Genomic DNA, 12,961 nt, shown 5'->3' with positions numbered 1-12,961 from the left:
TATACCCTTCATCTTTCAAGCTGCTGTTTTGTTGGCTGCTTTCACTCACCCCAGTCACATAGTCATCTATGCTCTTGGGGATTCGTTCATTTGCCGCCGCGCTGCAACTCGAAATCTATTAGGTATATTGTTTTATTAGGTTATTGTATTAATGGTTTGTCTAATTAATGGAGCTTAATTGCATTGTTATATCTATTTGTTAAATCTTTTTTTTATTTTTCTTGATAATTTATTTAATCTATTAAATTGAATCTATATAAAATTATATTTTTGATGTTTTCTATTTTGTGGAATTGGTCACGGATAATTTAAATATTATCTATATATTAATGGCTGATTTTAATCAGGGAATAAATTCAATCTATGATTTCTATATTTTTACTTTATCATTTTATTTGTTCTTGTAATATGCAAGCATGGTTCAATGTCGATCCCCGTATTTCTCATTTTTTCCCTGATTAGTTGTTCTGGTTATATTTAAAATTAAATCTTGTAATCACTACATTTATTCTCGTGTATTTCTGGCTGTTTTTGGAAATTTACCTGAATTATGCGGTATAGCTAACTATTGGATAAAAAATATATATGAAACGTATTCCAGAACCTTTTCGTATTAAAATGATAGAAAATATTCGCATGACTACCCGCGCAGAACGTGAAAAAGCATTGGAAGAAGCCGGATATAATCCATTCCTGTTACCCAGTGATGCGGTTTATATTGATTTGCTGACAGATTCCGGTACCGGAGCAATGAGTGATCGCCAGTGGGCGGGCATGATGATGGGGGATGAAGCTTATGCCGGTTCCCGTAACTATTATCATCTATGTGATAAAGTTAATGAATTAATTGGTTATCCATATACTATTCCAACCCACCAAGGGCGTGGCGCGGAACAGATTTTATTCCCGACATTAATTGCCCGTAAAAAAGCGCAAGGTGGTGCAACGCATCCGGTGTTTATTTCTAATTTCCATTTTGATACGACAGCGGCTCATGTGGAATTAAATGGCGCGAAAGCGATTAATGTTGTCACGCCAAAAGCTTTTGATACCACCACTTATTATGATTGGAAAGGCGATTTTGATATTGATGAGTTGAAAAAAACGATAGTAGAACATGGCGCTGATAATGTTGTCGCGATTATTACAACTGTGACCTGTAATAGTTCCGGTGGTCAGCCTATCTCTATGGCTAATATGAAAGCTGTGTATGAGATTGCAAAGCAACATGATATTTCTGTAGTGATTGATTCAGCCCGCTTCTGTGAAAATGCCTGGTTTATTAAGCAAAGAGAAAAGGGCTATGAAAATAAATCCGTGAAACAGATCGTCAAGGAGATGTATCAATATGGCGATATGTTAACAATGTCAGCTAAAAAAGACCCTTTAGTTAATATTGGCGGTCTTTGCTGTTTCCGTGAAGATGAAGATCTCTTTAATGAAGTGCGTACCCGTTGTGTGCCAATGGAAGGGTTTGTGACTTATGGCGGTCTTGCTGGGCGTGATATGGAGGCGCTGGCGATTGGTCTTGAAGAAGGAATGAATGAAGATTATCTGACATATCGTATTAATCAGGTAGCTTATTTAGGTAATAGATTAAGAGAGGCTGGTATTCCTATTCAATATCCAACCGGTGGTCATGCTGTATTTGTTGATGCTAAATTATTATTACCACATATTCCGGGGGAACAATTTCCTGCTCATGCGCTGAATAATGAATTATATCTGGAAGCGGGAATAAGAAGTGTGGAAATTGGTTCTTTGTTATTAGGTCGTGATCCAAAAACCGGAAAACAGAAACCATCGCCAATGGAGCTTTTGCGTTTAACTATTCCTCGCCGTGTCTATACTAATGATCATATGGATTATGTTGTAGAAGCTTTTATTTCTTTGAAGGAGCGGATGTCTCAGATTAAAGGATTAACATTTACTTATGAGCCATCGGTATTACGGCATTTCGTTGCAAGACTAAAACCAATTAAATAATAAAGATCGGGATGCTCTTTATTTAAGAGTATCCCCAATTTTACTGCTTATTTGCTGCTTATTTACTGCTTATTATACCCAATGGATTTCAAGATGCATCGCGACGGCAAGGGAGCGAATCCCCGGGAGCATAGATAACGATGTGACCGGGGTGAGCGAGTGCAGCCAACAAAGAGGCAACTTGAAAGATGACGGGTATATATAAAGCCACGCTAGGGTAACGCATATGGCTACTTTGTCGATAGAAAAATCGTCTCCATCTTTATTTGGCGGCGCTATGATCATTAGTGGAACGATTATTGGCGCTGGCATGTTTTCTTTACCGGTTGTCATGTCAGGAGCATGGTTTTTCTGGTCAATCGCCGCTTTGATTTTTACCTGGTTTTGCATGTTGCATTCAGGATTAATGATATTGGAAGCCAATCTTAATTATCGAATTGGTTCAAGTTTCAGTACCATCACAAAAGATCTGTTGGGCAATGGTTGGAATATCATTAATGGTATTACCCTTGCTTTTGTTTTATATATACTGACCTACGCTTATATTTCCGCGAGCGGATCGATTATTCAACATGCTATGCGGGAGGTATCGATAGACTTTTCACCTAGGTTTGCTGGTTTTTTATTTGCTTTTGTGGTTGCATTTATTATCTGGTTAAGTACTAAAACTGTCAGCCGGATAACATCAATTATTCTTGGTGCTAAGATATTAACTTTCTTTATGACGTTTGGCGGTTTGCTTTATAACGTTAAACCAGCGGTATTGTTTAATACAACTGAAGTCAATCCGACTTACTGGCCTTATGTATTAATGACTTTACCTTTTTGTCTGGTCTCCTTTGGCTATCATGGCAATGTTCCTAGCCTGATGAAATATTATGGAAAAGAGCCAGATAAAATAAAGAGATGCCTGTTTATTGGGACATCAATGGCCTTGGTGCTTTATTTGATCTGGTTAATTGGCGCAATGGGAAATATTTCCCGGCCTGATTTTGTCGAAATCATAGCAAAAGGGGGCAATATTGATGTTTTGGTTCAATCATTAAGTGGGGGATTGAACAGTTCAGCTCTGGACTTATTATTAACTCTCTTTTCTAACTTTGCCGTTGCCAGCTCTTTCCTTGGCGTCACGCTTGGGTTGTTCGATTATCTGGCTGATCTGCTTAAATTTGATGATACCAAATTAGGGCGTTTTAAAACGGCATTGGTGACGTTTCTTCCGCCAATGGTTGGTGGAATGATTTACCCAAATGGCTTTATTCATGCGATTGGCTTTGCTGGCCTTGCTGCGACAGTTTGGGCTGCTATTGTTCCCGCATTACTTGCCAGAGCATCTCGTAAGCGATTTGGCAGCCCTATGTATCGAGTTTGGGGAGGTAATGTAATGCTCGGCTTGATTTTGTTATTTGGTGTACTGAATGCTATTGCGCATATCTTATCAAATTTTAATCTATTGCCGGTTTATTCATAAAAAAACTCCTGCGGTGGGTGCCGCAGGAGCCTGGTGTTGACGGAAATAAGCTCCGAAAGGGAGAAAACAAAGCAGGTATATTTATGTTTTAATTTAGTTTGTTAACTCCTAACATCTTACAGCAAGGTTATTAACAGGAAGTTCTTATGGCTTCCCTTTAAGAACACGAATAATCAACTGCTTTAATTTCTTTTAGTACAACGTTCCAACAGACACGTCGTAAATTCGTCACTGATAGAACAATAGCATTAGAATGCCCTCGTTTGGCAACTTTTTGCCTAGTCATTAATTAGTTGTATATAATCTTTCAATGTCAGTGTTGTTTTTGCAACAGTATTATCGCCAGTACTAAGCCATCATCTGCTGGTATTCATCAATCACCTGTTGGCAAAAATCAGGTGAATTCACATGATGAGGGCTTTTAATTAGTTGTCTATTTTCCGTTTCTATCAATGTGGCCTCAAAAGCTTGAATAAATGATTGATTAGCATCAGGATTCCAGAATGGCCCATCTTTAATATCCAGAGCGGAAAAACCACCTTCTGGAATAATAAATTTTACTTTTCCTTCGCACTGATTGAGTTTTTCAGCGATCCAAATTCCCAGTTGACGGTTCTCCTCGGGTATGGTGCGCATTAATGTGACTTGCGAATTGTGTCGGTAAAATTGCCTGTATTTGTAGCGTTCTGGGATAGTATTCAGATGACCAAAGTTCACCATATCCAGCGCTCCGCAAGAGCCAATATAAGGTATTTGCGTGCGGGCGATTGCTCCCAGACGGTCAGCGTCACAAGCAAGAACACCACCAAACAAATAGTCACAGACTTCAGTGGTCGTGATATCCAGTAGACTGTGAAGCAAACGGCTTTCGGCTAGTTTCTCCATTGTTTTGCCGCCGCTGCCGGTTGCGTGGAAAACCAGACAATCATACTGTTGTTCCAACTTTCTGGTTAAGAACTGTATGCAAGGTGTCGTCACACCAAACATTGTCAGACCAATAGCCGGTTTATCTGCAATATTGTTCTCTTCATGAAAATAGACTGCCCCTGCAATTTGGTTGGCCGCGTTTTTTAACACTTGGCGAGAGATACGGTTAAGACCGGATATATCAGTGACCGAATACAGCATAGAGATATCGCTAACACCCACATAGCTAGAAACATCACCGGAGGCCATAGTAGAAACCATAAGTTTTGGTATACCTACGGGTAAAGATTGCATTGCCGGCGTGATCAGTGCTGTACCGCAGGAACCTCCCAGACCTAGAATTGCTAAAACATCAGTTTGTTTTGATAAAAAGACATTGAAAGCAACTGACATCGCGGAAATGGCTTTTCCCTTATCACCACAGAAAACGACTTCTTTACCTTGCGGGTGATGTTCTGCCACTGTTTGGGCCGTAATATCCGCGCCTCTTTCCAGTGAGCCAGATTGAGTGGTCAAATCCACAGTTCGAACAGCAAGGCCAGCTTTTTTGATCAGATCCCTGACGTAGAAAATTTCTGCGCGCTTGGTATCAAAAATAGTAGCGATATACACATAGCCTTGGTTTTTTTTCATTATAATTATGAATACTTCCCTGGTGCTGACTACTCATTCATGGACAGATTATAGTCAAGATGAGACTCAAGTATCACTGTTATATTATCAAATTGAGACTGTCATCTCATTTTATCCATAAATAAGCTGAATCAATTTGATCGTTTTGTAGATAGTTGAGTAGAGTGATGATAGCGAAAAAGTATTTTAACCATAAGTGTTAATGTAGCGATTTTTATTGTGAAAGAGCTGTGGGGATGATGGACTCGAAGACAAAAACTCATTTTACCGGTACGCGGAAAAAAACTTATACATTGCTAATAAATGCGGCGTTGGAACTTTTTGAACAGAGAGCGATACCTTCGGTTTCTGAATTGGCAATGCATGCTGGTGTTTCCAGGGCAACGGCATATCGCTATTTTCCGACTCAAAGTGATTTAATTGATGCCATTGTCGGCGCCAGCCTTGGACCGATTCTTACCTGGAAGCCGACCAGTGAAAAAACTGAGGAGCGGATTATTGAGTTGTTGAATTTTGCCTATCCTCGAATGTTTCAACATGAAGGCGCATTGCGGGCTGCTCTGTTGGTTTCCTTGCAACAATGGGCTCACGGATGCTTATCTGAGGGTAAACAGGAAAAGAAATTGGTTCGTGGGCATCGTAAAGATATCCTTGCAATGGTTGTTGAACCCTTAAAAGGGCATTTCCCGCCGGATACCTTGGAAAATGTCATTCGTTCTTTTTCCCTGATTTATGGTTCTGAAGTCTTTCTGGTGATGAAAGATATCTGGCAGATGGATAATGCAGAAATTATTGAGATCACTAAATGGATGGCGAAAGCGATTATTAATCAGGCGCACAGAGATTCTGAGTTAGCGTGATTTTTGTCATTCATTTAGTCATAAGGTGTTATTTATTAGCTTACTTTCTTAGTGTGGATATTTGTCCACGTTTTATACCCAATAGATTTCAAGATGCATCGAGACGGCAAGGGAGCGAATCCCCGGGAGCATAGAGAACTATGTGACCGGGGTGAGTGAGCGCAGCCAACAAAGAGGCAACGTGAAAGATGACGGGTATATATAACTGACGGTTATTCTTATGCAAAATACTCCTGCTTATGATGATGTTATAGCGGCTGCCCGGCGTATAGAAGGTTATGCTCACCGTACTCCGGTTCTGACTTCCCGTACTGCTGATGAAATGACTGGAGCCAAGTTATTTTTTAAATGTGAAAATTACCAAAGGATGGGGGCATTTAAATTCCGTGGCGCGTTCAATGCGTTATCGCAGTTTAATGATGAGCAACGGCGTAACGGTGTTGTGACTTATTCATCGGGTAATCATGCTCAGGCGATTTCATTGGTAGCTCGTATACTGAATATGCCGGCGACAATCATTATGCCGTTCGATGCGCCGGCGGCTAAGGTAGCGGCGACCGAAGGTTATGGTGGTAAAATTGTTTTTTATGATCGTTATACGGACGATCGTGAACAAATTAGCCGTGAATTATCAGAAAAGCAGGGATTGACCTTAATTCCTCCTTATGATCACCCGCATATTATTGCCGGGCAGGGAACTGCGGCAAAAGAGCTGTTTGAAGAGGTTGGTGAGCTGAACGCATTATTTGTCTGTCTCGGTGGCGGTGGTTTGCTTTCGGGGAGTGCGCTTGCTGCCCGCCATCTTTCTCCCGAATGTAAAATTTATGGTGTAGAGCCGGAAGCGGGTAATGATGCTCAACAATCATTCCGTCAGGGGAAAATTATCCATATTGATACGCCAAGAACCATTGCTGATGGTGCGCAAACTCAACACCTTGGTCAATACACTTTCGATATTATCCGAAGAAACGTTGATGATATTCTCACGGTTTCTGATGAAGAATTGGTGGATACAATGCATTTTTATGCTGAAAGAATGAAGATGATTGTTGAACCAACCGGTTGCCTAAGTTTTGCTGCTGCCCGCCAGATGAGTCAATCACTGAGAGGCCAAAGGGTAGGAATTATTGTCAGTGGCGGCAATGTGGATATCGAACGTTATTGTACTTTGCTGGCAAAATAACCTTAGACATAATAAGTCACATAGAAGGGGTTTTTAATATTCACAGAACTTATAATATTGTTTTGTTGTGTAATTATTGTTTTTCAGTTGTTGATTTTTGTATTTAAATATTAACTGTGGGGCTAATATTATGTATTAGCCATTACATATTTTATGTTAATATTTTCCTATGTTATATTCACATTGATACATGTTATATTAATCATATGCATCCTAATTAATTTATTTGGATGTATTGAATAACATATATGTTTTCTTCAACTTATTTCTAAGTTGGCAATAGAGTAAAAATATATACCCTATGGATTTCAAGATGCATCGCGACGGCAAAGGAGCGAATCCCCGGGAGCATAGATAACTATGTGACCGGGGTGAGCGAGTGCAGCCAACAAAGAGGCAACTTGAAAGATGACGGGTATAAATTATTCTAGTGATTAACTTCATATTATTAAATTAATATGATGGCGGTAGCTATTATTTAATCCGCTTACCTTAATAACATATTTTTCATAACTTCGAACATAGGTGATTATATGACCACAGAAAATAGCATTATTGATGATTTTGACGGTAAAACAAAGACGCTTGGATGGGATATTATTGCTGCCTATGATAGAACTAAAATAAATATGCTGTTTGAACAGCAATATGTGAGAAAAGTGAGTAAAGGTACACATTTTTCTCCTATTGTCTGGGAAAGCAAAGATAAGAAGACAAAATTTGACAATTTGATATTGGGAGTGCCATTAATTTCCTTTGAAAATTCATCAATTGAAAGTTCTCAGGCAACGGTAAAGTTAAATTTTATTTCCGGCACGATAGTAGAGCTTTATGATGATGGTAGAGTAAAGAATTATCAAAGAATTACGCCGAATAATGATTACTATATGACCATAACTGTAGACTTGATTGCGGCAACAGGCTCTGTTGGTAATGATGGAAAAGTTGTCGTTGAGTTTAAAAAAGGGACTTTAGGGGAAGTTAATGTTATTAACGATGCGCCAGCAGAAGTAAAGGAGTTTTTCCGTAATTTGCTCAAGGATAGTAATGTCACTTATGAGTTAGGTATCTTGAAGTTGAATAATACGGATGGGTTAGTACCAACAATGTTTAAAATCAGAACGCAACCTGCACCTGGTGCCAATTCATATGGTTCTGATAATTATGGTCATGGGGCGGTGTTGTTATTTATTGCAACAAACTATAATCCTAACGGTGGTGTATTACCAACTAACTCAAGTAATTTTCCTTATTTAATGCCAGATAATCGTTCTGCGGTATTAATTATCAGTAATAAGACACTTTTTGAGAATATTCTTAAGCCGCAATATGAACGTTTATTACCTAGCCCAACGGGTGTAAATTTAGAATTGGTCAAGATTGATAGCCAGAAAGATGACTCGGCTAGCTATTTGAATATAACAAGTGGGTATGCTGAGAGCAATGAGCCTGTACAATATGAAGGAGGAGGGTATAAAGTATGGACGGGATTGGTGAAATATCATGATAAAAGTAATATGTGGTTAGAGAACGCCAAGATCCCCTATTCAGGAATGCATATTAAACCAAGCAAGGAAAAAATTGTCTTTTCTGGGTCGGATAATGATGGTCACTCTCATCATTTTACCCAACCAGTTGGTATCTTTTACGATTCTGCAATAAGCGGTGGTTGGTACGAGTCTAAAATTAATTTTTATATTGATGGCTCGATAGATATTACGCCTTATGTAAAATCTAATGATGAGATTGAGTTAAGATTAAATAATAGAATGAGCACCAGATATGACAAACAAGATGAACCTGTTTGGACAATACACTTTTACCCTAAAGAAAAGTTTATTAATAAAACAGCAGAAATTGTTAAAGATATCGTTGAAACGGATTTAGCCAACGTAGCAAAAATTCAATTAAATAGCATTAGCCTATTTGCAGTTAAGAACCTTCTATTCCCTGAAAGCAATTGTATTCAATTTGACAAAGTGTATGTGCCTGGGGATATGGTGCTATTTGGTGATATTGCTCCAACATCAACTGCTTTTAAAATTAATGATCTTCAATTAACGATGCCGGTGAATACTAAGCATAAATTTACAACCAATATCAATGCAACGGTAAATTGGTCTATTACTCCAGCAGAATTGGGGAGTATTGATGCGAATACTGGCGATTATACGGCACCGACTAAGATAAAAGGGAATAGCCAAATTGTGACAATTACTGCGACAGACTTACAAACAAACGCTAACGCTTCAGCGGTTGTAACTCTGTTGCCTTCCTCAGTATCGGTTAGCCCTTCTTTCGTTGTTATCAATGAAAATGATGTTAATAAGAATGTCAATTTTACTGTTTATGGCAACAAGAAAGTGAATTGGAGTGTAGAAACGGGTACTGGCTATGGTGTTGTTGATGCGAATGGCAGATATACGCCTCCGGCTTCTTTCCCGGCCGGATATAATATGGTTACGGTGACGGCTGTTGCTGATAATGGCGATTTAGATAAAGTTAATATTTTGCTTATCAGTAAAAACACGCAAGCTGAGTTCAGGATTGATCCTAGCTATAGCAGAGATTCATTAATACCAGATGGAAATATAGATTTTTCTTCTACAGGTAACTCAGATTTTTCTCCAAGTGAATGGAGCCTTATGCCAGAAAGGGGAGATATTAAGGTGGGGAAACCCGAAATTGTAGGAAAAGATGAGTTTGACAATCCTATCGAAAAATATACTGCAACTTATACTGCGCCAAGTGATATTACGCGTTCAGAAATTATTTTACTCAGAGTGACACATAAAAATAAACCCAATCGTGCGGGATATGCTCTGATTACACTTGAGCCGAAAATCAGTTAATAATTAGCTACTTTTAATAATCATCAGATGATGCAATAAATTCCTTATTGTTTATTGCATCTCTGTTCTAAAATCTATTCTCGTTGTTAGGTAAAACCTCCATTCATATATTTCCAATAAATAAAGGTCATCCTATGAATAATGATATTAGCCCATTGCTAGAGAAATTAGGTAATAAGTATAACTTTACCGGTAAGATAATTGAGTCAGGTTATAAATCTATTTTTGATATTATAAGAACGCCTCGTAATGTATTTTTAGCGAAGTATAATTCAGAACATCAGGCAGCAGATATTTATGATACAGCAAACAGCTATGCTATACAAATAGCGCGTAAATTTCGTCAGCAGCATTATACTCATCATACATATGCCCGGAGTTATTCTTCTCTTTCATTAAAAGGAGGTCCTCAATATCAATCTTTATTTCAGGATAACTGGCAGCAATATTGTCAAAATGGCGCACCAGAAGCGAATAATTCACCGGTTGCTTATTTAGCAGAGATTTATAAATTAGCTATGGATATTGAACTCAATGCCGAAGCTGAAGCAATTAAAATTGATAAACGCCGACCTGATTTAGCGCATTTAATTCTGGATGATGTGAGTATTAATCAGGAAATTACAACACTGTCATTGGTTAATACCATGCTCAGTCAGCGTTTAGAAGATAAGTTAAAACAGCAAGGAAAAGCCAATTTATCCAGTTATGATCTTTTGGCTAATGTACGTTATCCATTCCAGCTCCCTTATGATTATGCGCAGAACCAAATTAACCTAACATTTGATAATAAAAAACTTTTTTGTCTGGATATGATGCAACAGACAGATAAGAGTTATCCTTATTTTCTTAAGTCTAATCTGAATACTGCTCATGGAGAATTTGTAGTCCCTTTGGCAAATCAGCTAGAAACTTCTCAGCAAAAAATAATTAATGAGCCATTAAACCCGTCTAATAGCCAATTCTATCAGGATAATTACGGTGTTAATAATGAGAAATTACTGGAATTATTATCAACTTTTACTACACAAACTTCTCTCTCTGTAGCAGAAGTTGAGCAATTATTATGTATAAAAGGAATATCTACCAATAAAGGGGGGGCATTAGAACAAAATAACGTGCGATTATCGCAAAATGTGCGTAATTTAAATATATCTGCGGCACCTTATAGTTATGGTGCCGTTTTTATTAACGGACCAAATGCAAAAGAGAGTGATTTTTTACATTTGTATCGTGAATTTGTTTCAAATGTTAATTTGCCACAAGAAGTAAATAAATTATCAGGTGTGAATCATGAACGCTTTGATAGATTAAATCGCATGATACGGTTGTGGAAATGGGTGAGTTTGCCGGTAGATAAAATTGATCTATTGGTGACTTCGGCTATGCGGGCAGAAGGTGATTCAAATAAACAATTACAGATGAATGAGAATACCTTACGTATGTTAGGTATTTTCCATCATTGGAGCAAGAAATATCATATTTCACCTGATGAATTTGCCGCATTGATATATCAGATTACCCCTTTTTCGACGGGTACCGCGATTCCTTTCTTTGATCAGATTTTCAATTCATCTGCGTTATTTGATGCGCCATTGGTAATTGATGATAGTGAGTTTTATTCGGAGACAAAACAGGACGATATTATTATTAGTAAGTTATGTGCTGGATTGAAAATTGAAGCGAAGGATTTTGCTCTATTAGCGCCATTAGTTGCTGAATCGATGGGTAAAAAGAGTTTGACATGTTCACTTCCTGTTATCTCTGCGTTTCATCGTATTGTGCAATTATCGAGAATTTTGGGGTTAACACCACAGGAAGGTGTGGTTCTTTTAACGCTGATAGGGGGAAATAAAGTATTAAAACAGGTCGCGGGTATTCCTTATTTATCGCAATCAGGAAATAATAGGCAAACAGATATCTTGGATATTATGATTGCAATGGAGCAAGCCACAGAATGGTTGAGAATAAATAAATTATCTGTTGGTACTCTTCAACTATTTTTATTACCGGCTAATGAAGTTGTGATGACTGGAAATGCAGCGCAGGTGGCCTTTATTAATCAAGTTGGATTGCATCGCAATTCAGAAATTTTAACCCTGGAAAGTTTATCGTCGAATACTTTTCCAGCATTAGATAATAATGGTGATTTGATTGATTGGATAACTCCACGTCAAACGATTTTAAATGCAGTATCGCATCAAAAATATGGTTTAGTTAAGCCTGATGTTAATATTATTGATGAAGTTAATAAATCAATAAAAAGTATATTACTTGACGAAAAAGTCAAAGTATCTATTACTGAGCAATGGGCTGCAATTATTATTCAAACTCAATCAGCACAAAATGCAATATCGGCTAGTATGTTGGTAAATGCATTTCAGCTATCACAACCGTTTCCATTATTTATTTTAAACTGGATCGGTTCAAGTAGTTATGATTTTCTATTGAAGTCATTTGAACTGTTTGATAAGAAAAATTTACAGCCAGAGATGATCGATCAGGATTATTTGATACTGATGTATGATTTATCGCGATATATTGCAGTGATTAAGACCTTCCAATTGAGTACTGTGATGTTGAATCATTTTTCTGAACATCCTGAATGGTTCGGCTGCCAAAATACACAACTTTCTTTATCGGTTATTTATTATTTCAGTCGCTATCGGGATTGGATGCAATTAGCTGCTTGTTTAAATAATGCGGAAGATAAAATATTGCGTTATTTACAGCTAGTTAATACGGATGGTCAAAATAACGATAAAGCTAATATAGTGAAAATATTGACTGAACTATTATCATGGCAGCGTGATGAAGTGCTATTGGCTAATTCATATGTTGTTGGCAAGGAAGATAATACAGCAAAAACATTGGCCGAAATAGATACCATGATGAGAATTAAAATTTGGTCTGAGGAAATGGCGCTTTCCATGAGTTCATTGTTAGCGACAATAAATATTAATGATCATTCCTCTTATGAGGATTATAAACAGGTTGGTATAGCGATGATCTCAACTCTGTAAATATAACTGTCATGGTGGAATAACAA

Annotated in this window: 9 protein-coding genes; 7 read left to right on the top strand and 2 right to left on the bottom strand. The window is 37.8% G+C overall.

Annotated elements, in window-relative coordinates:
- Positions 1–363: 363 nt before the first annotated feature.
- The 3 genes from tnaC to mtr all read left to right on the top strand — a co-directional run bounded on the left by tnaC (position 364) and on the right by mtr (position 3,457).
- Positions 364–462, top strand: a complete 99-nt coding sequence (gene tnaC, locus V2H77_RS23720) for a tryptophanase leader peptide (RefSeq protein ID WP_445935621.1) — start codon at positions 364–366, stop codon at positions 460–462.
- A 123-nt stretch (positions 463–585) separates the two neighbouring features.
- Positions 586–1,986, top strand: a complete 1,401-nt coding sequence (gene tnaA, locus V2H77_RS20655; RefSeq protein WP_341500313.1) for a tryptophanase — start codon at positions 586–588, stop codon at positions 1,984–1,986.
- Positions 1,987–2,212: 226 nt separating this feature from the next.
- Complete coding sequence (gene mtr / locus V2H77_RS20650) at positions 2,213–3,457, top strand: tryptophan permease (protein ID WP_341500312.1); 1,245 nt, start codon at positions 2,213–2,215, stop codon at positions 3,455–3,457.
- Positions 3,458–3,805: 348 nt separating this feature from the next.
- Here mtr and V2H77_RS20645 read toward each other — a convergent pair whose 3' ends face one another.
- Complete coding sequence (locus V2H77_RS20645) at positions 3,806–5,017, bottom strand: Tm-1-like ATP-binding domain-containing protein (RefSeq protein WP_341500311.1); 1,212 nt, start codon at positions 5,015–5,017, stop codon at positions 3,806–3,808.
- A 236-nt stretch (positions 5,018–5,253) separates the two neighbouring features.
- On the opposite strand from V2H77_RS20645, the gene V2H77_RS20640 reads away from it, so the two are divergent.
- A complete protein-coding gene (locus V2H77_RS20640) occupies positions 5,254–5,877 on the top strand; it encodes a TetR/AcrR family transcriptional regulator (protein WP_341500310.1) in 624 nt (207 codons plus the stop codon).
- Between the two features lie 88 nt (positions 5,878–5,965).
- Here the strand turns inward: V2H77_RS20640 and V2H77_RS20635 are convergent, their stop codons facing one another.
- Positions 5,966–6,103 (bottom strand): hypothetical protein, encoded by a 138-nt coding sequence (locus V2H77_RS20635; RefSeq protein WP_341500309.1) that lies wholly within the window; start codon positions 6,101–6,103, stop codon positions 5,966–5,968.
- On the opposite strand from V2H77_RS20635, the gene V2H77_RS20630 reads away from it, so the two are divergent.
- From V2H77_RS20630 to V2H77_RS20620, 3 genes are all read left to right on the top strand, one after another.
- Positions 6,098–7,060, top strand: coding sequence for a threo-3-hydroxy-L-aspartate ammonia-lyase (locus tag V2H77_RS20630; protein WP_341500308.1), 963 nt, complete (start codon positions 6,098–6,100; stop codon positions 7,058–7,060). The two genes, V2H77_RS20635 and V2H77_RS20630, sit on opposite strands and share 6 nt — an antisense overlap.
- Positions 7,061–7,593: 533 nt before the next feature.
- Positions 7,594–9,912 carry a hypothetical protein gene (locus V2H77_RS20625; RefSeq protein WP_341500307.1) on the top strand — a complete coding sequence of 773 codons (2,319 nt, stop codon included), beginning with the start codon at positions 7,594–7,596 and terminating at the stop codon, positions 9,910–9,912.
- Positions 9,913–10,046: 134 nt separating this feature from the next.
- A complete protein-coding gene (locus V2H77_RS20620; RefSeq protein WP_341500306.1) occupies positions 10,047–12,935 on the top strand; it encodes a Tc toxin subunit A in 2,889 nt (962 codons plus the stop codon).
- Positions 12,936–12,961: the final 26 nt, after the last annotated feature.

Origin of the sequence: Photorhabdus sp. P32 (assembly GCF_038085095.1) — a bacterium.
Lineage (GTDB): Bacteria > Pseudomonadota > Gammaproteobacteria > Enterobacterales > Enterobacteriaceae > Photorhabdus > Photorhabdus luminescens.
The sequence above is the reverse complement of the archived record's forward strand: the minus strand, read 5'-3'. Positions and strand labels throughout refer to the sequence as shown.

Excerpts from the sequence above, each read along its gene's own strand:
- tnaC (WP_445935621.1), top strand. The coding sequence starts at position 364 with ATGATTTCTATATTTTTACTTTATCATTTTATTTGTTCTTGTAATATG.
- tnaA (WP_341500313.1), top strand. The coding sequence starts at position 586 with ATGAAACGTATTCCAGAACCTTTTCGTATTAAAATGATAGAAAATATT.
- mtr (WP_341500312.1), top strand. The coding sequence starts at position 2,213 with ATGGCTACTTTGTCGATAGAAAAATCGTCTCCATCTTTATTTGGCGGC.
- V2H77_RS20645 (WP_341500311.1), bottom strand. The coding sequence starts at position 5,017 with ATGAAAAAAAACCAAGGCTATGTGTATATCGCTACTATTTTTGATACC.
- V2H77_RS20640 (WP_341500310.1), top strand. The coding sequence starts at position 5,254 with ATGATGGACTCGAAGACAAAAACTCATTTTACCGGTACGCGGAAAAAA.
- V2H77_RS20630 (WP_341500308.1), top strand. The coding sequence starts at position 6,098 with ATGCAAAATACTCCTGCTTATGATGATGTTATAGCGGCTGCCCGGCGT.
- V2H77_RS20625 (WP_341500307.1), top strand. The coding sequence starts at position 7,594 with ATGACCACAGAAAATAGCATTATTGATGATTTTGACGGTAAAACAAAG.
- V2H77_RS20620 (WP_341500306.1), top strand. The coding sequence starts at position 10,047 with ATGAATAATGATATTAGCCCATTGCTAGAGAAATTAGGTAATAAGTAT.